Annotated in this window: 19 protein-coding genes; 9 read left to right on the top strand and 10 right to left on the bottom strand. The window is 65.7% G+C overall.

The features are described from left to right. Nucleotides 1–174: 174 nt before the first annotated feature. Entirely contained in the window at nt 175–1,656 is a 1,482-nt protein-coding gene (locus tag J3P38_RS04545; RefSeq protein WP_210502806.1) for a phospholipase D-like domain-containing protein, read from the top strand. Here J3P38_RS04545 and J3P38_RS04540 read toward each other — a convergent pair. The 8 genes from J3P38_RS04540 to J3P38_RS04505 form a co-directional block, all read right to left on the bottom strand. Continuing rightward, nucleotides 1,638–2,609 carry a hypothetical protein gene (locus J3P38_RS04540; RefSeq protein ID WP_210502805.1) on the bottom strand — a complete coding sequence of 324 codons (972 nt, stop codon included), beginning with the start codon at nt 2,607–2,609 and terminating at the stop codon, nt 1,638–1,640. The genes J3P38_RS04545 and J3P38_RS04540 overlap by 19 nt on opposite strands. A gap of 200 nt (nt 2,610–2,809) precedes the next feature. Next, nucleotides 2,810–4,228 (bottom strand): ATP-binding protein, encoded by a 1,419-nt coding sequence (locus J3P38_RS04535; RefSeq protein WP_210502804.1) that lies wholly within the window; start codon nt 4,226–4,228, stop codon nt 2,810–2,812. Beyond that, nucleotides 4,228–5,862, bottom strand: a complete 1,635-nt coding sequence (locus tag J3P38_RS04530) for an FAD-dependent oxidoreductase (RefSeq protein WP_307807708.1) — start codon at nt 5,860–5,862, stop codon at nt 4,228–4,230. Before J3P38_RS04530 ends, J3P38_RS04535 begins: the two co-directional genes overlap by 1 nt. 160 nt (nt 5,863–6,022) lie before the next feature. Further along, nucleotides 6,023–6,763: an HpcH/HpaI aldolase family protein gene (locus tag J3P38_RS04525; RefSeq protein WP_210502802.1), complete on the bottom strand. Its 741-nt coding sequence runs from the start codon at nt 6,761–6,763 to the stop codon at nt 6,023–6,025. A gap of 579 nt (nt 6,764–7,342) precedes the next feature. Further along, entirely contained in the window at nt 7,343–8,095 is a 753-nt protein-coding gene (locus J3P38_RS04520) for a hypothetical protein (RefSeq protein WP_210502801.1), read from the bottom strand. Further along, nucleotides 8,082–14,393, bottom strand: a complete 6,312-nt coding sequence (locus J3P38_RS04515; RefSeq protein WP_210502800.1) for a hypothetical protein — start codon at nt 14,391–14,393, stop codon at nt 8,082–8,084. Before J3P38_RS04515 ends, J3P38_RS04520 begins: the two co-directional genes overlap by 14 nt. Before the next feature lie 303 nt (nt 14,394–14,696). Then, nucleotides 14,697–15,170, bottom strand: a complete 474-nt coding sequence (locus J3P38_RS04510) for a hypothetical protein (protein WP_210502799.1) — start codon at nt 15,168–15,170, stop codon at nt 14,697–14,699. Next, nucleotides 15,163–15,564 carry a hypothetical protein gene (locus J3P38_RS04505; protein WP_210502798.1) on the bottom strand — a complete coding sequence of 134 codons (402 nt, stop codon included), beginning with the start codon at nt 15,562–15,564 and terminating at the stop codon, nt 15,163–15,165. Before J3P38_RS04505 ends, J3P38_RS04510 begins: the two co-directional genes overlap by 8 nt. Before the next feature lie 190 nt (nt 15,565–15,754). Between J3P38_RS04505 and J3P38_RS04500 the strand changes: the two genes are divergently transcribed. The 4 genes from J3P38_RS04500 (at nt 15,755) to J3P38_RS04485 (ending at nt 20,543) form a co-directional block, all read left to right on the top strand. Next, nucleotides 15,755–16,291 (top strand): hypothetical protein, encoded by a 537-nt coding sequence (locus J3P38_RS04500; protein ID WP_210502797.1) that lies wholly within the window; start codon nt 15,755–15,757, stop codon nt 16,289–16,291. A gap of 111 nt (nt 16,292–16,402) precedes the next feature. After that, a complete protein-coding gene (locus J3P38_RS04495) occupies nt 16,403–16,855 on the top strand; it encodes a hypothetical protein (protein ID WP_210502796.1) in 453 nt (150 codons plus the stop codon). Between the two features lie 624 nt (nt 16,856–17,479). After that, on the top strand, nt 17,480–18,385 hold the full coding sequence (locus tag J3P38_RS04490) for a tyrosine-type recombinase/integrase (RefSeq protein ID WP_210502795.1): 906 nt from the start codon (nt 17,480–17,482) through the stop codon (nt 18,383–18,385). 178 nt (nt 18,386–18,563) lie between these two features. Then, entirely contained in the window at nt 18,564–20,543 is a 1,980-nt protein-coding gene (locus J3P38_RS04485; RefSeq protein ID WP_210502794.1) for a hypothetical protein, read from the top strand. Between the two features lie 199 nt (nt 20,544–20,742). On the opposite strand, the gene J3P38_RS04480 is transcribed toward J3P38_RS04485, so the two are convergent. Continuing rightward, nucleotides 20,743–21,477: a hypothetical protein gene (locus tag J3P38_RS04480; protein WP_210502793.1), complete on the bottom strand. Its 735-nt coding sequence runs from the start codon at nt 21,475–21,477 to the stop codon at nt 20,743–20,745. A gap of 127 nt (nt 21,478–21,604) precedes the next feature. Then, the gene (locus J3P38_RS04475; protein ID WP_210502792.1) at nt 21,605–21,847 is read right to left on the bottom strand and encodes a hypothetical protein; all 243 of its coding nucleotides are present in this window, start codon (nt 21,845–21,847) and stop codon (nt 21,605–21,607) included. A gap of 239 nt (nt 21,848–22,086) precedes the next feature. Between J3P38_RS04475 and J3P38_RS04470 the strand changes: the two genes are divergently transcribed. The 4 genes from J3P38_RS04470 (at nt 22,087) to J3P38_RS04455 (ending at nt 25,595) form a co-directional block, all read left to right on the top strand. After that, complete coding sequence (locus J3P38_RS04470; RefSeq protein WP_210502791.1) at nt 22,087–22,848, top strand: hypothetical protein; 762 nt, start codon at nt 22,087–22,089, stop codon at nt 22,846–22,848. Nucleotides 22,849–22,945: 97 nt separating this feature from the next. Then, nucleotides 22,946–23,224, top strand: a complete 279-nt coding sequence (locus tag J3P38_RS04465) for a hypothetical protein (protein ID WP_210441321.1) — start codon at nt 22,946–22,948, stop codon at nt 23,222–23,224. Between the two features lie 71 nt (nt 23,225–23,295). Continuing rightward, nucleotides 23,296–23,643 carry a hypothetical protein gene (locus J3P38_RS04460; protein ID WP_210441323.1) on the top strand — a complete coding sequence of 116 codons (348 nt, stop codon included), beginning with the start codon at nt 23,296–23,298 and terminating at the stop codon, nt 23,641–23,643. A 761-nt stretch (nt 23,644–24,404) separates the two neighbouring features. Continuing rightward, on the top strand, nt 24,405–25,595 hold the full coding sequence (locus J3P38_RS04455) for a GNAT family N-acetyltransferase (RefSeq protein WP_210441325.1): 1,191 nt from the start codon (nt 24,405–24,407) through the stop codon (nt 25,593–25,595). Nucleotides 25,596–25,704: the final 109 nt, after the last annotated feature.

Below are 25,704 nucleotides of genomic sequence, written 5' to 3'. Positions count from 1 at the left end.
GCCCGGTGCGGCCTGTCACCACTGTGACGGACCGACAGCCCGGGGATCGACAACCGAGATGAACGATTCGAGGCGTGGGACGTCGGGTCGGCGCGCACCGCTGGCGGCCCGGCGTTCCTATGCTGGCCGGACGCGCGCCGCAGGACGAGCGCACCAGGACGCGAGGAGCTGGACGTGACGAGGTCGTCGAGGTGGGGCGTTGCCGTGTGGACGGTGCTGTGCGTGGTGCTGGGGGTCACCGCTCCGGCCCCGGCCGCCGCGGCGGCGCCCGTTGCGGCGCGGGGCGCGGCGCTCGGGGCGCCGGCCGCTGCAACCGCCGACGAGCCGCGCCCGGGGTCGCGCAGCTGGCGGGCGCCGAGCGGTCCCTTCTTCAACGACCCCCATCTCGCGGCGGGCCACTTCCGCATCGAGCGGAAGGTGATCGACACGATCCGGCACACCCGGAAGGGGTCGACCATCAGGATCGCCATCTACTCGCTCGACCGCATGCCCGTGGCCCAGGCGCTCGCCGCCGCCCACCGCCGCGGCGTCCGGGTGCAGATCCTGCTCAACGACCACTGGGAGACCCCGGCGATGAAGGTGATCCGCGCCGAGATCGGCAAGGACCGCCGGCGCGACAGCTTCATCTACAAGTGCCGGCAGAGCTGCCGGGGTGCGGCCAACGAGTTCAACAACCTGCACTCGAAGCTCTACCTCTTCAGCGAGGCCGGCCGGTCCGAGGACGTCATCGCCGTGGGCTCGGCCAACATGACCCGCAACGCCGCCATCCACCAGTGGAACGACCTCTACTTCACCGAGGGCGACCACGAGCTGTTCCGCCAGTTCGTGGGCCTGTTCAACGACATGCGGCGCGACTACGACACCCGGCAGGAGCCGATGCAGTTCTGCGGCACACCGCTGGGCGCGGCCTGCGACGACTCCGTCGACAAGCACACGGCGTGGGCGTTCCCCCGCGTCTCGGGCCCGAAGAACGACCTGGTGCTCGACATGCTGGACCGCGTCCAGTGCCGCACGACCGATCCCGCCACCGGCAAGGTCACCCGCACCCGCCTCGCCCTCTCGATGCACACGATGCGCGGCGACCGGGGCAACTACCTCGCCGCAGCGATCCGCAGGAAGTTCATCCAGGGCTGCGACGTGCGGGTCAGCTACGGCCTCATCGGCTACCACACCAAGGGCATCCTCGGGGCGCCCACCGCTCGCGGGCGGATCCCCCTGCGGTCCACGGGACTCGACTACAACACCGAGGACAACTTCGACCTCAACAACGACGGCGTGGACGACCTGATCCTCGACTACTACAGCCACCAGAAGTACTTCGTCGTCCGGGGCACCTACAACGGCGTGCCCGACACCGAGATGGTGCTGACCGGCTCGGTGAACTGGTCGAGCCTCAGCACCGCCAACGACGAGATCTGGTTCACCGTGCGCGGCACGGTCGTGGCGCGGAAGTACATGGCGAACTTCAACTACCAGTGGGACCACCGACGCAACTCACGCAACGCCTACACCACGACGTACGCGAACTTCCGGGTCCCGCGGACGGTGCGAGCGCCCGACGGGACGCTGCGCACGACGTACGTGACGGTGCGGCGCCCGGTCACGACGGTGGAGCCGGACCGGTACCTGCCCGGGCCCTACTGGGAGGCCGACTGACGCACGCGTCGCCGCGACGGCCGCGCGAGGACCATCGAGGCGCAGCCCAGGAGCAGGCCGAGCAGGAGCGGGATGGTCAGCAGCGGGACGGCCTGCGAGGTGACGGCCTGCACCACAGCGCCGGGCAGGCCCGCGTGGACGGCGTGCGGGGTGGCCCACAGGTGCATGAGCGCGTTCGCGACGTCCCACGCGTCCTGCGGCTCCCGGCTCGCGGCGTCGCTGGAGAAGGCCTGCCGCGGGACCAGCGGTCCTGCCGCGGCACGGGGAGCGAGGTCGGAGTGGGCGACCCGGCGGGCGGACGGGGCGGCGAGCCGCGACCCCGCACGTCCGGGCACCGCGCTCGCGTGCGCGTCGGCGTGACCGTCTCCGTGGCTCGCGCCGTGGCCGGCGCTCTGGCCGCCGACGGCGCCGGCGCCCTGGCCGGTCGCGGAGCCGGCTGAGTGGTCTGCCTGCTGGCCCGCGTCGTGCCCGGACCCAGCGTCACCGCCGCTGCTGGTGGCCGCGCCGACCGGGGCCTGAGGAGCGGAGGGGGCCTGTGCGGACTCCTCGACCGGGTCAGGGGCCTTCACCGGGGGCGGCTGGACGGGCGGTGGGGGAGTCGGCTTGACGCCCGCGACCACCGGCTCGACCGTCTGCTCGACGGTGCGCACGGTCTCGCCGGCGGTCTGCTCGACCTCGCGCACCGTGGGCTGCACGACCTGCTGGACGACAGGCTCCAGGACCTGCCCCACGGGCTCCGGCACGACCGGCTCCACGGTCTGCACGACCGGTTGCACGACGGGTTGCACGACCTGCTCGTCGACCTCGCCGAGGACGCCGCCGACGCCGTCGAGGAGCCCGTCGGCGTGGGCGGCCGGACCGCTGGCGAAGGTCAGGCAGAGGGTGGCTCCGGCGACGACGCCCGCGCGTCGCAGCGCGTGTCGTACGGCGGGTAAGTTCGGGTGGTTGTTCATGGTGACTGCCTCCAAGATGGCCGTCGCGACCGGACCGTCGCGACCGGATGGACTCGGCACAACCGGCTCGTACCCGACCAACGACCTCCGAAACAGCCTGCTATGCGCCAGGACCGGTTTTGGCCCCCTCTGACGGATAGTTACCCAACCTGTGGGAGGTCGGAGGCGGCTCGTCGGTGGTCGTGGTCGCCGCCCGCGGGTCAGCGTCCGGTCGTCGAGTCCTGCTCGCCCGGCAGCTGCCCCCCGATGGGGAGCGTCACCCGCATCACCGTCCGGCCGGGGCGGGACTCGATCGCGATGTCCCCCGAGTGGCGCTCCACCACGATTCGACGGGAGATGTCGAGCCCGAGACCGGTGCCCTTGCCGACGTCCTTGGTCGTGTAGAACGGCTCGAACGCGCGGGCCTGCACGTCGGCCGGCATCCCGGGGCCGCTGTCCTCGATCTCCACGACGACGCCTCCCAGGTCGTCGAGGCGGGTCGACAGCCGCAGGGTCCCCACTCCGTCCATGGCGTCGACGGCGTTGTCGATCACGTTCGTCCAGACCTGGTTCAGCTCGCCCGGGATCGCGCCGATCCGCGGCACGTCGCTCGAGAAGTCGCGCTCCACCGTGACGGACTTCAGCTTGTAGGCCAGCATCGCGAGGGTGCTCTCGAGCCCCTCGGTCACGTCGATGAGCTGCACCGCGGCCCGGTCGAGCTGCGAGTAGGACCGGACGGCCCCGACGAGGGCGGAGATGCGTCCGGTAGCGTCCTTCACCTCCCCCAGCAGCGCGTCCATCGTCAGCGAGTGCCCGACCCACTCGATCGCCGCACCGGCAGCCGCGGGGCCCACGATGTCGGCGACCTCGTCGCACCACGCCGTGGTGATGCCGGACGCAGCCAGGGAGGGTGCCAGCAGCCACCCCTCCGCCACGTCGTGGTCGACCAGCCAGTCCGCCAGCTCGTCCTCGCGGTCCGCGGCCGCCAGGGGGTCGGCTCCGGGGCCGAGAGGGACGAGCGCGCGGCGCGACGCCTCGAGGCTGGCGAACTGGTCGGTCGAGATGCCGTGGGCGGCCAGGCGCGCCGTGGCCGCCACCGACGAGGCTGACGTGGTCGCCAGGGAGTCCACGGCCCGGGTCGCGGCGGCCGCGGGGTTGTTGATCTCGTGCGCCAGCCCCGCAGCCAGCGTGCCGAGGGCGACGAGCGCCTCGCGCTGGCGGGCCGTGGACTCGACGCGGCGTACCGTGTCGACGAGGCCGCGGATGAAGTGCACGCCGAAGGCGAACCACTCGCTGCCCAGCCTCGCGAGCTCCGCGGCCGGCACCTCGAGCAACCGCGTCCGCTCGGCGGCGCGACCGGTCGCGAAGCAGATGCCGTTGGGGTCCCAGGCACCGAAGCCTCCGGCCCACTGGCCGGGGGTGGTCATCTTGCCGACGGGCGACTCCTCCTTGCCCACCCGCTTGAGCAGCGTGACCGACCCCTCCAGGAGCACCCACCACCTGTCGGCCGGCTGTCCCTCGTGCCAGACGTCCTCCTGCGGCTCCGCCCGTCTCTCGGTGCTGACCTCCACGAGCTCGGCGAGCTGGGCGTCGCTGAGGCTGTCGAACAGCGTCAGCCGCCGGAGCTCCTGCGGGCCCATCAGATCGTCGCCAGGTAGCGGTGGACGAGGTGGACGGCCATGGCACCCTCGCCCACGGCGGACGCGACCCGCTTCATCGAGTCCAGCCTCACGTCCCCGGCGGCGAAGACGCCGGGGACGCTGGTCTCCAGGCTGTACGGCGACCGGGGGAGCGGCCACGACCCGGCACCCGGCGCGCCGAGCATCTCGTTGCCGGTGAGCAGGAAGCCCTTGTCGTCTCGGGCGACCTTGTCGCCCACCCAGTCCGTGCGGGGGGAGGCGCCGATGAAGACGAACAGCCAGCTGGCGCTGACCTCCTCCCGAGCCCCGGAGCCACGGTCGACGAGGGTGAGCCTCTCGAGGTGGCCGTCGCCGCCGACGGCGCCGACCTCGGTGTGCAGGCGGACGTCGACGTTGGGGGTGTCGCGGATGCGGTCGATGAGGTAGCGCGACATGCTCGCCTCGAGGCTCGTGCCGCGGACGAGCAGCACCACGCGCTTGGCGTAGCGGGCGAAGTTGAGGACCGCCTGTCCCGCCGAGTTGGCCGCGCCCACGACGTAGACGTCCTCGCCCTCGCACTGCAGCGCCTCGTTCGCCGACGCGCCGTAGTAGACGCCCTTCAGCCCGAGCTCCTCGATGCCGGGCGCCTCGAGGCGCCGGTAGGAGACCCCGGTGGCGATCAGCACGGCGCGGGCCTCGATCGAGCCCCCGCCCTCGAGGAGGACGGCGCGCACCGGGCCGCGCTCCTCGAAGCCCGTCACGTCGCTGGCCAGGACCGTCTCCGCCCCGAAGCGCGCCGCCTGGGCGACCGCCCGGTGCGTGAGGTCCGCCCCCGACAGACCCTTGGGGAAGCCGAGGTAGTTCTCGATCGAGGCGCTCTGTGCCGCCTGCCCGCCCGGCGCGTCACGCTCGACGACGACGGTGCTGAGGCCCTCCGACGCCGCGTAGACCGCCGCGGCGAGTCCCGCCGGCCCGGCTCCGACGATGCAGAGGTCGTAGAGCGGCTGCTCCGCGCGGGTGCGCAGCCCCAGGGCGTCGGCGAGCTCGCGGTTCGTCGGCGCCACGAGGGAGTCGCCCTCGGTGACGAGGACGACGGGCAGGTCGTCGACGGTACGGCCGGCCAGCTCCAGCAGGCGCCGGCCCTCCTCGTCGCGCTCCACGTCCAGCCACCGGTAGGGCACGTGGTTGCGAGCCAGGAACGTCTTCACCTCGTAGCTGGCCTGGGACCAGCGGTGGCCCAGCACGCGGATCACCGAGCTCTCGGCCGGGTGCTCGGTCGCCCAGTCGTCGAGGAGGCCGTCGACCACGGGGTAGAGCTGCTCCTGGGGCGGGTCCCAGGGCTTGAACATGTAGTAGTCGAGCGCGATGTCGTTGATGGCCCGGATCGCGACGTCGGTGTCGGCGTACGCCGTGAGGAGCAGCAGCTTGCTCTCCGGGGAGAGCTGGCGCACCTGCGCGAGCATCTCGATGCCGGTCATCTCGGGCATCCGCTGGTCCGACACCACCAGGGCGACGGAGCGGTCGCGCAGGGCCAGCTCGTGCAGCATCTCCAGCGCGGCGGCACCGGAGCTCGCGGACATCACGCGGTAGTCGGCGCCGTAGCGTCCGCGCAGGTCCCTGACGATCGCCTGTGCGACAACGGGGTCGTCGTCCACGGCGAGGATGGTCGGTTTCGTGGCCAACCTCGGCCCCCTTCGTGCGGAGCGATCGCCTGGTGGAGCAGCTCGATCCTGCCAGTGCTCCCGCGCCTTGGCTAGGGCCTACGTCGCCGGCGGGGGTGCCTCGGCCGCGCGGGTTCGCTCTGCTGCGGCCGGACTAGCGACCGTGCGCGCCCGCACCGGTGCGGGCGGCGTCGAGGTGGCCCGCCATCACCTCCGCGAGCGAGACCGTGTCGACGGCGACGGTCACGATGGTCGCGCCCTGAGCGGCGTAGTCGGCGGCGTCCGCGCCGTTGTAGGCGTGGACACCCACCGGTACGCCGGCAGCGACGGCCCGGCCGAGGATCGAGGACAGCACGTCGCGCAGCTCCGCGGAGCGGTCCGCACCGTCGAGCTCGAGCGACAGCGCGAGGTCCCCCGGGCCGACGTACACGCCGTCGAGCCCCTCGACGGCCAGCACCGCGTCCAGGTCCTCCAGCGCCGTGGCCGTCTCGACCATGGCGATCACCAGTGGCCGATCGGCGCCGCCGGACAGTCGCCCGATCGAACGCCCCCCGGCAGGGGCGTACGTCGTCGCAGCGACGACCTCGCGGGCGTGCTCCGCGTCGCGGATGTTGGGCACGATGACGCCGCAGGCGCCCAGGTCGAGCGGTCGGCCGACGTCGGCGAACAACGGGCTACGGGTGCGGACCAGCGGGACCGATCCCGCGGCGCGGATGGCTGCCGTCATCCCGGGGAGGTCGACGTCTGCCGCGGCGCCGTGCTGCAGGTCCACGACGACGAAGTCGGCCCCGGTCCGCGCCAGGACGTCCGCGGTGACGACACCGCCGAGCAGGCTCCACAGCCCGTGGCACGCGTCCCCCTCGGACCACCGCCTCCGTACGTCGACCTCGCTCATCGCCACGGTGACATCAGCCCTCTCGTGTTGTCGTCGCCAATCGCTGCATCGGCGGACGCTGTGGGGACCATCTTGCATGCTCCAGGTGGGGCCTCATCGCGAGGCCGCGACCCAGGACGTGCCGCCTGCGGCTCACGACGTCCTGTTCTGCGCCGAGCCCGCGTCCTTGCACGTGGCCCGACCCGATCCTCGAGTCGGCTCAGATCGGCCTGCGTTGGCCCGGTCGAGCAGCCGACGCCGAGCCGCCGTGCGTTCGTCGTGGCCGAGTCCCGGTCGACGGTGCCAACTCGCCTCGAACTGCCCGCGCGGGTTCGGGTGGGACAGGTAGCGAGAAAGTTTTTGCGACCTTGCTGCTGACTCGACCGAGCGGCGTCAGTCCGCCCAGAATGACGCTGTTTGGCTCAGCAGACCAGACGCGTTCAACGGGAACGCCACTGCCAAACTCACGCTCTCAATCTACGAGCCATCCGGTGGTGTCTCTGGAGTTCGTGACGGTCCTGCACGGCAATCTGGCCAGCCCCGCTCCGCAGCCGGATCTGGCTTGGCTCCAGGCCCAGACACGTGAGACTGCCCCGAGCACTAGTTTTCGACTTGACGCGTGTTCGCTTCGAGGGTGTCCAATGCCAGGCGACACGATGTGATCGCTGCGAGGAGCGCTACCCGCAACGGATCCTCGACCTCCTCCGCGATTGAGTCGGACTCGCCGTCCGCAATGCCTTCGTATTCAGTGGCATCGAATGGCTCGTCAGGCGACGACGGGTCCACGACCAACAGTTCACGGGGGTCGCGTTGCGCGAGTTGGCGCATGCGACGGACCGCTCGTTGAAGAAGCCGTGTCGCGTGATCTCGTTTCGTGTCGGCGATCGCCGTCGCAGTGACCACCCAGTCTTCCTCGAGATCAATAGCGTCGCTACCGACAACAGCGACGGTGAATCCGACGACCTCAGCAGTGATTCGTTCGAGCTCGATCGCGGCTGGCAAGAGCGGGTAGGTGGTCAAGGCCGCCGGAGAGGGGTTCGAAGTCTCCGAGAAAGTGCGGTAGTAGGCCCAAGGTGGAGGATCCGGCTCTAGACGTTCTAGCGCGGCGAACACTGCGTCGAGGTTCTCGAACGGGCGCCGCCGGAACGGTGCTCCTGCCTTGTGCGCCCAAAACTGCAGGATGGCCTCTCGGGTCGCCGAGGCGAGGAGTTCGTCCTCAGGTGCGCTCTCGCTTTGATGGATCAGGTCGGCGAGGTGATGCGCCATCCAGCGGCCTGCAAGGTCGCTTGCATCGAGGGCATCTGCCATCTTGCGACCGAGCTTCAAGATCGCCGAATGCTCAGTGCTGCTCATGCACGCCTCCGTCGCTGTCGATCAGGTAGTACTTTGTATACGGCATCAGATAGCCGATGTTTTCGTCGTCCTCTCGCATGGCGAATCCTGACGGCGAGTCGTCGCAGCGCCGACGGATCTCTACCTCGACGATTAGCCATCGGTCCAATCGCTTGAGTTGATCGCCTAACCACGCGCTGTCTGCGAGAAGCTCCTCGCCACTCGTGCCCCGTGACGAGTTGCTGTCGTTCAACTCAGACCAGACGAGAGATGTCATTGCAATCGCGCCATGTTCGTCGTACCAAGCCCTCATATCTTCCGACGGAAAAAGGCCGTCTACGAGTTGGCCCGGGTGATCGGGTGGGTAGGCGATGTCACCTGCAAGCGGGTCGTGCCGGTCCTGTCCCGAGCGCTCCGGTCGTGACTCAATCCAGCCGATGAGTTTGAAGGCTCCGTTGGTCAACTCGAACTCGCGGTCGTTGACTTCTGGAAGGCGGTAAGCGTGTTTGTCCGGGGCCGTCTGGAGGGCGCGGAGTAGCGCGTGCGCGGTGGGCGGAGACACGAGGGCGCTGCTTACCCGAACGGATTCACGACGCGAGGAGCCAGCGACATCTCGAGTGACAGACACGGCGACACGACCATCCTGTCGGAATACCTCACGTTCAAACATCGCGGATGCAATCTCGAAGGTCCAGTCGAGATCGGACTTCTCTCGCGCTCCGTAGATCGCGATATCCGACCTGAGCTGTGCGTGGAACGGTGGAGCGTCTCTACGGTCTGCGACCCAGCGTCCGTCAACACGCGTGGGCATGTGTACGTCCAGGAATCGGGTGTAGTCGTTGGCATCGGTTGTCTCGTCGTCCGAGTAGCGGTCCTGGACTGGCAGGCGCTCAAGGAGTCGGCCGGCCACTTCGTACAACGCTTGCACAGAGAGGTAGAAGTCGAGGTCCTCCTCTTCAGGCCAATCTGTCTTCCGCGGATGACTGTTGCGCCGGTATAGCTCATGCGTGTAGCGAGGGTCGTCCTCGATTCGTCCTCTGGACGTGACCCTCCAATCCTGAAGCAGAACCTCCTCGACTAGTCGCTCGACTGAACGCTCAGTGAGGTTGAAGGCATCGCCAACCCAGTTGCACCAGTACGGACCGAAGTCCATAAAGAACCTGAAGCTGTCATCGTGGGGTTCTTCGTCGTTCTCGTCCTCGTCACTCTCAGTGGGGGTGGGTGCGGATGCGGGCCAGTCGAGTTCGCCAAAGGACGAAACGCTCCGCGCTGGAGAGCGATGATCGTTTCGCACCACTTGTGTCGGCTTACCAATCGCGACGAGCGCGTTGGTCTCGGTCGGCTCACCATCGAGGTATCCCGAACTGTGGAGCTGCAACAGGATGTCGCGAGCTAACGGAGCATTGATTGCGTGCGACGGCTCGGTCAGGGTTTCTCGCAACCACGGAGCAAACCGACGGAGCGAACTTAACGCGTTCTCATCGACCGACGCCCGCCTCAAGCCGAAGAGCAGCCACTGACGCGCGTGGCGGTCGTAGAAGCCCAACCGCGAGTCGAGATACGAGCTCGCGTCCTTGCGTTTTCCCGCGAGCTCGATCAGTGCGTCGGTTACCTCAACGAGATGCAATTCAAGAACGAGGTGCACCGAGTGAGCTGCGCGCCACCTAGTTGCGATTGCTGGATCACCAAGCGCCGTCCAGATGGTTGCTGCCAGCGCGCTCGCGGTCGATTCTGTCGATGCCATCCCGTTTGGGTGGTGACCGTCGCCAAAATCAAGCGGAACGCAGTCCAGAAAGAGGTCGGCTGCAGCGTCGAACAGATCTTGTGCCTTATCGACACTTAGTCGCTGCGCGAGGTGTCCCGCCAGTGCGTAGGCCTGCTCCGCGTCGAACGTGTTGAGTGCAACCAACGCGCGGCTGGCGATGTGCTCATAGTCCGTCGACCGGCCGGTCTGAACCCTCATCCGCGCGTAGTCCATCTTCCGCCACGCGACGAGAAGGTTGTCGACGGCCACGCGACTCAAGCCCTCGACGTACGCCTGGTCGAGTGCCCCTCTTGATCCTAAGGACAGTCGGCGGTCGCCGACTGCCGAGACAAGCGCGTCCAAGTCGAATCGATTCATGTCCGGATTCGCCGCGAACGCTGCAAAGACTTCTGCGCGGAGCTGACCTGTCTCAACGAGGTGCTCGAACACAAGCTCGCGGTGCAGGCCGGACGCGCGGTCGAGGGCGGCGGCCCACCCCTCAGGCGTGCGGAAGTCGATGTCGTCAAAGGTCGGCGACGGCCCGGGTTCAAATCGACTCGTGTACGACCGGTCGGAGACCGGCTCGGGGCGGTCTTCGTAGTCGAAACGCAACGAAGGGTCAGCTTGCTGGATCTGGCTGCGAGTAACTCCAGAACGCCTTAGCAGGGTCTCGAAGGCGTCCTGCCGAAGCGGACTGGATCGTCGATGCCGCAGGAGCGCCGCTACGGTACTCAGCTCCGTCCCGCTCTCGAACGCCAAGCCAGACGCCAACTCGTCGTCGTCCAAGTAGCTGTCGCAGAGCGGAAGCAATGCGACGACCTCGTCGGCGCGAAGACCTTGCTCAGACTTCGCGAGAGCTGCGATGAGCCGTCCGATCGGCGCGAACCGACGGTCACGCCAACGCGAGCCCAGTGCCAGCGCCTCCGGAACTGACAGAGCTGCCGTCGCGACTAGCGCATCAACATGGTTGAGACCGTCGCCGAGGTAGGGCTCTAGCCCTTCGGCAACTTGCCCGAGCCGGTACGCACGCTGGTGCGACTCTGTGCCATCGGCTGCCAGTGGTGCGAGTCTGACGAACGTCCCCCACCGCGCCCAAGCGTCATCACCGATCGCATCGGTGATGGTCAAGGCGCTCTGAAAGTAGGCAGCCGAGTCGGCTGCCGAAAGCGTGTAGACAGCCCGCGCCAAGGCTACGAGGTCGTCCGATCGTCCTTGCGCATCCTCCTGGGCTGCGACCGTCCCTTCGTAGCAGCGTTCGGCGACCTCGTGAGCGAACGCATGAAACTTCGAACAGCGCGCGGCCTCGCGGACCAAGCGAATCCGTGTGCCACGCCACAGCCTGGGGCGGTTGTCGATCCAGAACTCATTTAAGTCGCCGACCTCGAGCGCGTCCGGGTACTCCGTCGCGATGCGAAGGATCAATGGGAGCGCGACGTTGAGGTAGGTCTGAGCGGAGTCGTCGTCGCGTCTTCCAGGGTGCCGCTGGGCTAAGAATGTGCGCGCGCCCTCGCGGAACTCATCTACGTCGGCCTCGGTGGGCTGAATCTGAAGCCGCACCCATAAGTCTGCCCACCATGCAAGGGGCTTGACGTTCGCGTCAAAGTCGCGGAGATCGCTGCTGTAGACGTGCTTCTGCTTGGCGCGGGCTTCGGCGATACGCGTTCCTTGGATCTCGTCGATGCCCACAAGACGTCCGTCGAGTCGTGCCGACAATGCAAGTACGGCGATTGGCGCCCAGATGTCTCGATCGCTCCAACCGCCTGTGTGATGACCTAGATTCGGCGGGACGTAGGGACGGATGATGCGTTTAGCCGTAGGAACATCAATCAACCCTGCTCGAAGTGCCTGAATCACAATCCAGCTTGCTGCCGTTAGACCGCCGTGGACGAACTGGTCGTTCGTGGCCCAGCTTTCGTCGTTTCGTCTTGAGGGCTGGAAGACCGTCGTCGCGCCGAGGAGCGGCTTCAAGAGATTGCGTAGTGAGACGACATCCACGCTGAGCCCCCTCTCCGAACAGACCTGCGCGACCGCGAACCGCAGGTGCCGCCCGCGTGCGCAGCGCGCGAACTCGCGAATCTCTTCGAGACGCCCAGCGTCAGCGAGGCGACGCAAGACGTGCACACCCGCCTCGAAAGCCACCTCCTTTGGCCTCCAGCCACGGAGGAACCTGATTGAGGCAGCGGCTCCATCGGTACAAGCGAGACCCCACGCAACCTGTGAGATGTCGTAGTCAGATACCCCGGATTGCTCGCCGTCTCGGACCGCTTGGCGTGTCCAAGCGCTCATCCACGACGAAGCACTCCGCAGCTGATTCCGTGCCTGATCGGACTGGCCAGGCATGGACGCAAGGAGCGCGCCCTCGTAAACGATATGGGAGTTGAGCCAGTCGCTGCCAATGCTTCGCATTGACAACAGGTGCTCGAGCACTTGGGCGTCGATGTATCGAGGGGCGATGTCTGTGTTTTCGCGAATGAGTCGCAGCCGCCGGGTGCGACCCGCGTTCAAGGTCCCGACTCGGAGCGCTAGCAGGGCAGCTGAGTAGTCGTCGTCGCGCTTCAGCGCAGCTCGTAGTGCAAACTGCGCGCGCTGCTGCGCAATCTCTCGACGTTGAACCGAGTTGCGCTCGTCTGCGGGGAGCGAGTTGTCGGGAAGTGCATCATCTGACATGGCGAGTTCGACCAAGTCCTCGAAGCGGCCGGCTTCGAAGAGCAGTGCCGGAACGGCGCTGGAGACATACGCGTCGTCGCGGGCAAGAGGCATGAGTCGTTCGAGAAACGCGTCCAATGCCGTCCCGGTGGGCCGGTACCGAGTGCGAAACCACGTCTCTGTGGGTTCGTCTCGGAACTGCACGGCACCATCGAGCAGAAGCAGTGGGCGTCCAAGATCAGCGACGAAGCTGTGGACAACGGCTTCGTGTACCTCGGCTAGTTCTGCGAGAACGCGAACAGGAATCATCGGTCGAAGTGCTGAGAGACCGACACAGATCTTGTCGATCTCGTGCGATTCGAGGTGCACGCCATCTCGGATCTCGGCGACCTGTCGGGCAATCACAGCCTCGAGTGCGTCCTGGGGGCTAGCAGGGTCGGGCCCGAGCCAGGCAAGAGCCTCATCTAGGGTCTCGGTCGCGGCCATGACTGTCGACTGGACGCGGGGGTTTCGGCTAGTTCGCCGGTGGAATTCCCGGACGTCGGGTTCCTCGACGCCCTCGTAGGCGGCGTTCAATATCGCTCGCGTCTCGTCGAGCGTGTAGCCATCCATCGCTATGCCGCGGTACGAACTAGGCAATGCCAGTTCGTCGAGTCGCTCAGTTCGACAGGTCAATACCAGGCGCACGTTTGACGCGAACACCTCTCGCACAAGGCCGCGTACAAATGATTGCTCGTCGACCTCCTTGGCCATCATGGCGGCGTTGTCCGCGGCATCGATCACTACGGTCAGAAGCGCATCTGCTGTAGTCGCAGCCAACGCCTCCGCGGCCTTGTCGATACGCCGCACGAACGCATCAAAGTAGTCGCGGTCAGTCGCTGTTGCCGACGGGATGATTGGAAGGCACAGTGCTTTGCTGGCGATCTCGTTGATCACCTGGACGAGACCTTGTTTCGGTTGGTGGCGCTGGCGACTGGGGCGCCGATATGACCCGTTCCCGTAACAATCAAAGGTGATGGTCAGGGACCCCTGAGGCGCAGACTCTGCCAAGACGCTGGCGAGCACACTCTTGCCGACGCCACCCGGACCGTGGATCACAATCGGATGTCCAGACTCGCCGCTAATCGTCTCCAGGATCTGCCTGAACTGGGTACGAACGATTGGTCTCGAGGGTTGAGCGATCAGGTTTGGAGCGGGGAAGAGCAGGTCGTCGGAGGTCTTGAGAGCGGCCAGCACCTCTTGGCGCCGAATCTTGGGACGTGAGCCGTCGATGTTGGTGGCGCGCGTCGCGATCATCTCCCGGAGACGTAGTGCCTCGTCCCCTGGTGCCCCAGGTAGGCGATCAGCGAGATCCTCGTCGAGCAGGTGTCGCAGCTGGAACAACGAGGGCGCACGCTGGTCGATCGACAACTGGCTGCAGAACTGTTGGACCTCAGCCGGGCTCAGGAGTTCTTCGAGCTGGGTGCGGAGGCGTTCTACTGCCGCGGATGTCGTGCCGTGGCGTAGATGCGTCAACGCGGCGACTGCCGAATCCGCGATAGGACGATTGGTCACAAACTCGAACTCGGCTCGATCCAACGCGCTGGGATGTGCGGCCGCGAGCGCCCCAAATTTTCGCGCGAAACCCAGCAGCGTCTTGCTCAGGAATGACAGTGTCCAGGGGTCATCGGGATGAGCTGTCGAGTGCTTGAACTGGCGATAGACCACGCGGGTCGTCTCTTCGATATGGGCAGAACCCCAATACTCAGCAAGGTCGATCACCTCCTCGCCAGCGTCCGTGCCGCCCGACTCGCTCGGATCGACCGCTTCGACGTAGAGGCAACGGAGATCGGTGTACGGGTTTAGGAGACGAAGCGCTTGGCGCGCGGCCCAGGTGTAGTGGAATTGGTCGCCGTCGCGGCTGTTCCTGAGTACGTCAACCGTGGTCACGACGGTCCATGACCTCTCCGTGGGTCTGCCGGCATCCCTCGCACGCTCGACCTCCTCCTTGCGTCGTTCCGGATCCGCCGGAGTCGGGATCCTTTCTAACGCTAGTCGGAGGCAGCGACACAGCATCCCTGTCTTTCGACGACGGCCTATCTGGAGCGATGAGATGGCTTTGGTGCGCCGGGGAACTCGCGTGAGGCGAGGTTGGCGGCGAACCGCCCGGTTCCAACGGGTGCGGCATTGCGCAGCGTGTTGGCGAGCTGGAGCATGGCTGCCTGTCGGAAGCCTTCGAGCGACCGCCTCAATTCAGATGTGCAGGCTCAGCTGATCGTCAGCATCGATGCTGGGGTCACGCTCAAGACGGCCGATGTTGTCCCCGTAGCGACGAACGCGCGCTTCCAGAAGTTTCAGGAATCGTCGAACCATCGTTCCAGGGCGCTCGTCGCCGCTGTCAAACGATTCCCAGAGGACAAGCTTCCAGTCGTCGGCCATGGCCGCGGTGACCGGTCTGTGCTTCAAGAACTCCATCATTCCGTTCACGAACGCCCCGCCGATGAGCGAGCCAAGCGTCTCCAGTTCGTGCGCTTCGATGAGCGAGTACAACCAGACGTTCGACTCTTGCTCCTCGCCTGCGGCGCACACGTAGAAGTAGTCGTGACCGTGCTGACGGACGACTCCTGCGAGCGGGATGTTGTACTCGTCCAGCACGCGCACTGACTCTGCCTCTGGCGACGGCCGCCAAGGCTCACAACCCGGAACGAGCTGGATCAGATCACTCATCGGTATCCTCTGCAGCCGCGTTCCACGACTCGTCCGCGAAACACATCTCAAACAGTAGCGCCACGTCCTCACTCCAGTCACTGGGATAGGCCACGGAGCAGTGGTCGGGGTTCCGGTTGTTCGGCGTGTGCGTGACGATGAAGCCAGCGTCACGGAGAGCGCCCACCTCGGCGTAGCGAGCACCGTCGTCAGGACCACAGCTCCCGCCCTTTCGGACGAGGTGATACGCCTGCGACGGCGACTTCCGTCCTCGGATAACAGAGACTCGGCCTTGGTCCTTGGGGCGCGGGGCGTTGATGACAGGCGGCGAGCCGGCGCCTTTCGCGATGCGTTGCGTGACGACTTCGTCGTCCCCGAGGCGGTCGGGCTGCAGCTTCGACGGTCCTTCTCCCATGATCCGAGATCTCTACACCGGAGTAATCGCGCACCGCAATCGAACGTGCGTTCCCATCTTCGTACGAGTCTCTCGTTCAGTGACAGTGTTGGACGAGCGATCTACCGCTTTGCTCTCCCGGCGTGCGTCACTCCGTCGCTCGCGCCGCGACGGCGTCCCGCGGTCTCGCGCAACTCGACAGGATGAGAAGGTGCGGCTCATGGACGAACCTCGTCGTGTCGCTCGATACGACCGCTGGGAGCACCAGTGGCTGCGAATCCTTCGCTGGTATCACCGGACTCTGCACGCAACTGGGCGGGACACCGGCGTGGGTTCCAGAGACACCGAAGACTTCTCAGAAGCGCTCTGTCATGCCGTTTGGCACCTGAAGGACTGGCTGAAGCACGATCACAGGCAGTCCGTTTTGAGTGTCTCGGCTATCGAAGAATTCGCAAACAACGATCCAGCTCTGATGATTGTTGCTGATCTTGCGAACGGAACGAAACACGTCCAGCTGTCCGCCAGGGGCTCGCGCACGGAGTCAGTCCGGATGGGCTTGGTGCACTGGGCCGGCCAAGGAGACCCGGACGACCCTGAAGGCATCGAGCGTGTGTGGGTGTATGTCGACGACCCTGATTCGGAGGAGGACCGCGAGGTCGTAGATGTCGCGTGGGACGGCATCGAGTCTTGGCGAACCTGGCTGACGGAAGCGGGCCTAGAAGTCCCCGAGGATCCGAGCGAGCAGTAGGCGCTGCATTCCGCCGCTTGCCGTCCCGGGGCGCGACCTTTGATGCGCCAAGCGGCTGCGCGGAGGTCACCGATCGCCAGTCAAGAGCGTCATCAACATTAGAGTCGCTCCATGAAGCGACTCATCGTCATGCTGCTCGGGCTGGTCATTAGCGCCCCCCTCGCGCCTGCTTCAGCCTCAAATAGCGCGGCACCGACATCGCCGTACTTGAAGAAGCTCGCGAAGCAGATGAGGTGCAAGTACGGAGAACCCGATGCCCTTTCAGGAGCCGGGCGAGGCACTGACGGATGGCACTGCGTCGTCGGGGCTGGAAGCCGGAACCGGGTCGAGTACTACATCATGCGGCCGGGGAACTTCGAACGTGCTCTCGACTTCTATCGCGACTGGGTGTCATGCACGACGTATGACTACGAAGATGCGCCCTGCGAACCCGGCTACGTCGCTCGCAAGGGCAAGGTGCTGATCGTCGACCAGGCCAACGACCCGTACGAGTACAAAGCGGCAGAATACGCCGCGCGTAAGACTGGGGGCCGGGTCATTGCGGGATATCGGTACGAGGGATAGTCCTCACGCATTTCTGGCAATGCGTAGTTCGCTGCGCCGCATTGACATTGACTTCGAGTCGCGTGCGTGACTCCGCCGCCTATCTCCGGCAGCAGATCGATCCCTCAGAGGCTGCTTGGCGTGGTCGTCAGCGGACATCCTCAAGGCCTGCAAGGATGACCGTGTGACTGTCTTTGTGACGAAGAAGGGCGGCGCTGAGGAGGCGTACGACGCTTGGTGGGTGTGCGCTGCGTGCGGGAGCATCGACCTGCAGCAGCGGGCAGGAGGGAGAGTCATCTGCCTTAACTGTCACCGATTCGACCATCTGGCGCGCGTGAACCCAAGTGTCGAAGAGTTGGAGGATGGCGGGCTTGCTGTGGAGGGTCCATGCAATCGGCTGGCTCGGTACACGAAGGGCAGTTGGATCAGCTACCGGCACTCAGATCCGATGGAGTCGACGGACGTCGGTCCGGACGGGCAGAGTTAGGCGCGGCGGAACCAGGAGGCTACGAGACGCGCCCATTCCGCCGCGATGCCTGTCGTGACCTGACTTTGGGCAACGGCACGGGCGTAGCGTCAGGCAAGTGCCTCGTCCTCATTCGGCGGACCGGGTCGGGGCTTGCCCGACTCCGCCAGGTGACACCGATGAACACCCTTCTGCCGTTCCAGCCAGATGCGATGACGCCAGCCCAGCTCGCGGCCGTCTCGTACCTCGCCCGCTACTCCGGGCACACCCACACGTTGTACGCCTCCCAACTGCGGCGCTGGTTCGCCTGGTGCGAGACCAACGCCCTCGATCCGCTCGTCGGGATCCGGCGAGCCCACATCGAGCTCTACATCCGACACCTCGGACAAGCCGGCCTGATCGCGTCCTCTATCGTCACCTCGATGCACGCCGTCCGCGGCTACTTCCGTTACGCCCACATCGACGGACTCATCGTGTCCGACCCGGCCGTCTACGCACGCCTGCCAAGAGTGCACCGCGACGAATCCCGCACCCAAGGCCTGGACCGCCTCGAGCTCATCCGCTTTCTCCAAGTCGCGCAGACTCTCACCGTCCATCACGGAGCGCTGGCTTTCCTGTTGGGCATCAACGCCCTACGAGCATCCGAGGCAGCCGCGGTACGGATCGAGGACTATGCAGAAACGCTCCGCGGACATCGAGTGCTGCACCTCATCGGCAAGGGCGACAAGCCAGCCACCATGCCCATCACCGTGCCCGTGCTGCGCGTCCTCGAGGCCTGCCGCGGCAGCCGTACCGAGGGACGGCTCATCCTGCGCCCCGTGTCGGGCAACCCCATCGACCGGCGAGATGCCTACCGAATGGTGGCCCGCATCGCGAAAGCAGCAGCCATCCCCCGACACATCAGTCCACACTCGCTGCGCCACGCAGCCATCACCAACGCCCTCGACGCCGGCGTCCCACTACGCGACGCTCAGATTCTCGCGAGGCACTCCGACCCACGCACCACAGAGCACTACGACCGCGCCCGCGGAAACCTCGACCGCCACGGAGTCCACTTCCTCACCGCCTACGTCGCGGGCGTATGAGCGGAGCGGGACTTGGTGCCGTGGCGCTTCAATCTCCCCCCGGCGTTGGGGCCGTGATGACCACGCCCGCGTACTGCCATGTCGGTGCGTGGACTGACGTCGGCAACGCTCTCCTAGCTCCACACGTGAATCGATCGATGCTCCCCGCCATATCCGACCGTCGACCACAATGAGTTTCATGACCCCGCAGCAGGCCAGTTTCGCCGACTACTTCGACAGATGGGGACTCACTCTGCCGGAAGAGGCCGTAGCACGTCGCGTCGCCGGGCAACTTCACGCAGCCGGTTGGTCGGTGCGATTCGTATGGCAAGACGACGGCACGCTCCTGTTCCGGGCCAATCACCGCATGACCAATGAGCGCGTGCATGCGATCACACCGAATGGTGAACTCAGTTGGGCCGAACCCGCGACTCCATTGGAGTTCATGGTTGTCCCGGAAGAAGCCACCCCCGAGGACAAGGCACGCATCCAGAGCGAGTACCAGCAGACGTCGCGCACGTACTCAGAAACCCTGACTGTCGCCGGCCTCGACTTCGAACCCAGCTCCCCACCCACCACGCTCCCTGACGGTCCTGCTTATCAGACGTGGCGGCTCGACGATGGTGAATGGCACTCGGCTCCGCTGCGCTCTGCGGTAGCAGCCAGTGGCCGTCAGAGAGTCGAATCTGACCAGTCCCGCCACCAAGAAGATGCCAGACGCGGCCCTCATAGCGAGACCTCGAATCGCCCTCCGCCGGCAGAACCACCGCCCATGGACCCACCGCCGCAGCCGCGAAACAAGGAGTCCACACGTCCAGCTTTGATCCCTGACGATGTCGAAGGCGGGGTGCACATGCCGACCGCCTACTTCGCCTCCCTGGTCGAACCATTCGCGGCCGGACTACTCCACAAGTGCCACGCCCTATACGAACTCGACCTCAACGCTCACCAACGATCGAGGCTGCGCGAAGCGATCAGCATCGACCTGCGGAAGTTGTGCGACATCCTCGTGCCGGCTGCGCGGCCACCTCGCATCAGCGAGACCGCCAACGCCATCGCATCATCGATGGGCGTGGATCTTCGCAACGCGACGTGGCACTCGCAGAAGAAGATCGACGGCTATAAGACCTTCACCTACGAACACATGACCCCGATCAACTGGTTCGTGTCGAGGATCAGCAAGGCAACCTCGCCGGAGGAAGTTCTCGACATCATCGACCAACACATGTGGATCACCTGGGTAACCAAGGAAGAAGACGCCGAACTGAGGCGGCTCGGCTACGCATCCGTGCGTCCGAACCCCGCCCGCGCATACAAGGACGCAGGGATCACCCTCTTGACGGCCGAGCCCGACCCCGTCTTGCCCTCCGCAAAGAGCGACACGCCCGCCGCCGGCGGCCCGTTGACACACCTGCGCCTGGTCGACATGCGCCCACCGCTCCACGCGGGAGACCGATGGTTGCCCCAAGCCTGGGCAGCGGGCGCCAAGGGAATCCCGCCCGCCCCGGCCAACCGCGTCCCCGCAACGGGGCAGCGAGAACAAGCCGCCGAAGAGATGCTCGCCTTCTGGGCGCCACTCTTCCACCTGCTCACGTGGGGACTGGGCTGGATCCGACCCGACATCGGACTGGCCGAATGGCGTCGACGCGGCAGCGCCAGCGATCCCTTGCTGGACCTAGTGGCCCGGTGGTGGACACCGGAGGAATTGAACGACTTTCTCGCCTGGGCCCAAGCGAGCGGCGCGCTGAGAAACTTCGCGCAGGACTTCCTCAATACGAGCCCGGACCTGCCAATCACACAACGCGATGTCCAACAGGTTCTAATCCTGGACTCGGAAGTCCTCGATCGACAAATGCTCGACGCCTGGACGACACGCTGGGACGCGTACGACCCCTACCGTTTAGTCGAACACCTGACCCAGGCGTGGCGGGACTCAACCAAGAGCACCACTCTCAACCCCGTGCCAGTCCAGATCGCGAATGACACGCTACTGGTCGCAGCGCACGAATACGCCCAGTGGGCGTCACTCCCACGTCACTACCAGTATGGGGGCGCCGCGCATATCGACGTTTACATTGCGAACGTCGGTCCCCTCGGGACATTTACCCAGTCCCAAGCAACCGGCCTGTGGCACCGCACCCGTGAAGAGATCCACCTCATGGGGTATCCCCGACTCTGACTCGATCATTGGCCTTCGCCGCATCATCCTGCAGGAGCGGGCGGAAGCAGTCCTTTTCTCGGGCTGCTCCGTGCCGAAGCCAAGCGGAGCCCTAACACGGTACGCGGCACCACGACTTTGCGTCTTGACGCCGCCTGTCGACCGCGCGTCGCTCTCAACTGGAGAACGATCTCGGGCGTCAACTTCGGTGGGTACGATCTTAGGACTCGGCCTGCCAACGCTGGATTGCCTCCCAGACAAGGGTGCCCGCTGGCGAGACGAGATAGCCGGGGCCATTCAGTACGGGGGGCGATAGCGCAAATCCAGCGTTCATCAAGCCCGCCAAAGCCAGCTGGGTGCGAGTCAAAGACAGACCAGTTGTGAACGCCAACGCCTCCGCATTCCATGTTTCCGCGCTTTGGAGCACATACCCTTGGGCATCTGGCGTCCTGCTCGGCATCGCCCCCTCGTCCGTTAGAGCGGCCTCATACTCTTCGACCAGACTGTACGAATGCTCCGTCTTCACACGAGCCATTGGTTGCTCGCCAAGTTTGCGGAGCACTTGAAGATGGATCCGCTTCAAGTTGGTAATGCCGGCCAAAATGAGCTCGGCCTCTTCAGTGTCGTCGGGTGTCAGCAGGATGCTTCCGAGCACTCCGCCAAGGATTTCCAGGATCTCGTCATGTCCGGTCATGCCGGCCGTCCACAGCACTCGCGACACCAGTGGCACAAGGTTGGGGGACGCCATGAGAGCGTCGCTGATCTCCTCTCGAGTCATTCCCGCCGATCGCTCGGCAGCCCGCAGCGCGGTGGATCGGAGACGTGTCTGTTCGTCCAGGACCACTTCGATCGCATCCGTAGTCAGTTCCTGGACAAGGGGCCCAATTATGGGGAGCCCTCCAACTGACGCCCCGGCGTACCTCGCGATGTGCTTGCGCCTCGCCTCTTCGCTCATGCGCCCACTATCCATGGTCACGCTCAGCACTGCGGGACTTCCAGCTACTGGCGTCCGCGTTGCCCTTGGCTGGCCGGTCCGCGCGTCATTGCGCCGCTTGAAGGGACGTGGTGAAGGGCAATCAGGCCTAGTCCCACGCCTCACAGAGTTCTTGGCCGTATGTATCACCGTCGGCGAACGGATCACTGTCCGATTCCGCCCAGGCTTCGCAGTCGTCGGGTACGGGGTTGCCGTTGACGTCGTCGTGCCGGGTGCCGTCGTAGGTGTCGCCGTAGCCAGAGTCGAAATCATTCGAGTCAACGTCCCCGTCGCCCCCGAAGCAGCTGCCAAGCAACACGAGGACCACGAGTCCCCGAGCGATCTTCCCCATGCGCGAAGGCTAAGCCGGGCACGTCACGGAGATGCTGGGCTTTGAAGATCAGTGCCTACGTTCGGTTACGTTTTGGCATCGGCGTTCAGCGGTCTGCTGCTGAGACAGTTGGCCAATTCGGCCCGACGTGCGACGACTGACGGCAGGATGCTCGCAAATCAACCGACCGAAGGGTTCAAATGAATACGCGACGAGACCGACCGAGGAAGTGGGCCACCTGGGCAGCACGATGGCAGCCCTTGAAGACAGCCTGGCAGGACTTGCAGGTGCGTTTTGCAGTCTTCTTCGTGCTCCTGTACCTGGCGACGCAACTGCCCCTTGTGAAGGAGTGGTTGGCGAGCGTCGGGGTCAATCAGTCGTGGCTCAACGTCGGAGTCATCTTGCCCATCATCTTGACTCTCGTGTTGTGGCAGACCGTCGAGATCACCAGACGTTTAGACGACGTTGAACACGGATCCAAGGTCATCCCTAGCGACGACGACGCTCTCACCGCGCTAAAGGCGGTCATGGAAGAAGCGCGCACAACCAAGGAGATGAGACTGGACGTTGTAGGCATCTCGCTGACAAGCACTTGGCCGCTTGTGCGCCGCTGGTTGGACAACGGCAAGTTCGACGGTTGGGACTTTCGCTTCGCTGCGACTACATCGTCGGTCAATCCATCTTGTCCGCAGCGTTGGGCAAGCGAAGGCCGCGAGACGTTGACCAGGATCGTCAAGTACAGCGAGGCGCAGCGGATCACCGAGCGGCGCATTCAAATTGCTGCATACGAGTATCAACACGTCCCGGCCATCCATGGTTTCCGGACTGGAAGTGGGGACATCTTCATGACGACGTTGACCTGGTCCATCTCGGCCACCAAGCCCCCTCAACTCCGGTCCTACCCAGCTGCATATGAGCACATTCACCCATCAGACGACTCGGCCTATGCACGCGAGCGCCGGCGGGTGTTTGAGGCATGGTGCGATGCCGCCTTCGCGAGCGAACCTTTGGGCGCGAGGTAAGTCTCGGTCCAACAGTCGTGCGTCATAGCGCCGCGTGCCGGTCGGAGCGCACGCTGTCTACCCGACGGTCAAGACGGCTTGGACGCACAATATGAGGATGCCCGAAACACACGACGACGACTTGGCAGCCGCGATCGGCCGACTGGTTCACTTTCTCGGCGCCGGTGATCTGACCCAGCGCGTCTCTGAAGCTGAGCACCTCCTTCTAGGAGCCGATCTCTCGAAGCTCGACGAGCGGGTGGGGTCGATCGGTCTGACAATCGAAGTGGCCGCAGCCGCAGTGCAGGTTCGCAACACGATCGGACGCCTTAACGACGTCATTCACGCATGCGTGATCGCCCAGTCTCTGCGCCACCTCCTCAGCCCGGCGAGGTGATTTCCAATCGGCCCTCGCTCGCAGCTGGCAACGATCCCACCCGACCGTTCGACCTCGAGACTGATCGGCGCGTGGCCGAGTTCAAGGTGTCCATTCGGAAGGGCGCCGATGCGATGCGGAGGCGCGGAGTGTTCGCCGATCTGGTGCATCTGGCGCTGGACGACTCGGGCAGGCAGCGACAGCTGTTCGTGGTAGGCCAGCAGCCGATTCACTTCCTACGTACCACCAGATCAAGTGCCGACTGGGGTTTGAACCGTTCGTCCGCCTTCCTTCGAAAGCGGTTCACTCAGCAGTTCGGCTCGCTGACTATTCCGATCAGCGAGTTCACGTCGAGCTTCGGCTCAGAAGTGGAGCTGATTGATCTGCGCGAGCGCGTGCCCGAGTTGACCGCCATCCTTGCGCTGGCTTCCCAGGCTTAGCTCGCAGCGGGTCAGCAACACCGCGTGCAGTCACTCCGCCGCCTAGTCGTGTGGCAACGAGGGCAGCCTGTTACTCCGGTGAACATTGCGTATGCGCGGGCAGGCTCATCACACCCCAGCGACCAAGTCGGCTATGCCCCGGCGCACTGTCAATATGTACGGGTGAAGCAGGAAGACCGTGGCGCCACTGAGGCGGAGCGCCGCGCCATCCAGCAGGCCGTTGACGGCGGAGACCTCAAACGAGCAAGAGAACTGCTCGCTGGAGTGCGCCGTCGGCTCGCGACATCGACTAGGAAGAGCGAGCGTGTCAACGTCAACAAGGGGACGCAAGGAGCCCGGAAGGCGAAGGCGAGAGGCGAGACCCGGATCCCGGATGTAGCTCGCGTTCGAACGGTTGGCACGACCAGATTTGCGAAGTGCCCAGTTTGCGGGCGGGAGTTCTCAATCACAACGAACGGACTCGTAAGAACTCACCGCAATGACTCTCGTACCGGCAAGTGTCCCGGAAGCAGTGTGAAGGTGGCCAAGGCTTGGAGGGCGCGGGGAAAAAAGAGCGTTCGCACGGTGTCCGGTGGGCTGCCCAGCCTAGGCAAACGGCGGTGAGGCAGCTTCGATGGGCTCGTAAGCATGCATCATTCCGCCGCCGGACGGCGTACCTCAAGCATCCGGACATGCCGATGAGCGGACGTCGAATGGGAAGCAAGGGAGGCCCCCGACGTGACTGCCGCGCGAACAACCGCGACGCCTCCTAGGCTGCGGCCATGCCCCTGACCACCCGACCGCTCGCCCGGGACGACTTCGACCAGTCGATGGCGCTCATCCGCGAAGCGTTCGGCGACCTACCGCCGGGCACCACGCCGCCGAGCGCCGACGATCCCCCGCGGCCCGGGTACCACGCGTACGGCACGTTCGACGACGACCACCTCGTGGCGCGGCTGGCAACCCGTGAGTACCACTCGTGGTTCGGCGGCAGCGCCGTACCCACCGGAGGCATCGCAGGCGTCGTGGTGACCGCCGAGCGGCGGGGCGAGAAGATGCTCGACGAACTGTTCCGGGCAGCCCTCGACGACGGCCTCCGGGAGCGCGGGGAAGCAGTGTCGACGCTGTTCTGCACCGCTCCCGGGATCTACCGCAAGTTCGGCTACGAGGTGATCTCGTCCTACGACACGGTCGAGGTCCCCGCAGCAACGCTGGCCCGTATCACTGCCCCGTCCGGCGTGCGCACCCGCCGGGCGACGCCCGCCGACTTCGACGCGCTCTGCGAGGTGTACGACGCTTGGGCGGCCGCGCAGAACGGCCCGCTCACGCGCCGCGGCCCGTCGTTCCCGGCCGACGCCAAGGCCTTCATCGACGCGTTCACCGGAGTCACGCTCGCGGTCGACGACGCGGGCGAGGTGATCGGCTTCGCGAGCTGGGACCGCGGCCAGGAGACCGGCGACTCCGCGACCCTTGAGGTCGTCGATCTGCTCGCACTGAGCGGCGACGCCTACGGCGCCCTGTGGCACGTCCTCGGTTCGTTCGGCAGCGTGGTCGGCCAGGTGCGGCTGCGTACGTCGGGCCACGACGTGGCCCGGCTGTCGCTCCCGTCTTCGCACTGGAAGGCCGTGGAGCGCGAGCCGTACATGCTGCGCGTGCACGACTTGCCCGGCGCGTTCGCCGGCCGCGACTGGCCGGTGGACGGCGACGTCACGTTCTCCGTCTCCGGGGATCACCTCGGGACGACCAACGGGGCCTGGCGCCTGGTGATCGAGCGGGGAAAGGCCACCTGCACGCCGGCCGCGATCGCCGACGGTCCCGTCCTGACACCCGGCGGGCTCGCACTGGCCTGGGCCGGCGCCCAGACCTGCGCCAACCTCCGGATGGCCGGGCACCTCTCTGGCGGCATGGAGAACGACGAGGCCCTCGACCGGGTGCTTGCGCCGCGGCCGATCCACATCCGCGATCACTTCTGAGTCGCGGCGGGGTCCGCCACAGGTTCACGCATACGCTCGTCCACGCACGGGCGGCGCCTTGGTGCTGGGTGTTCTTGGGCTCGTGATGGTTGCCGTGCTGGTACTCCCT

The organism is Nocardioides xinjiangensis, from assembly GCF_017916455.1.
Lineage (GTDB): Bacteria > Actinomycetota > Actinomycetes > Propionibacteriales > Nocardioidaceae > Nocardioides > Nocardioides xinjiangensis.
Note: the sequence above shows the minus strand (reverse complement) of the source record. Positions and strands in the feature narration are given on the sequence as shown.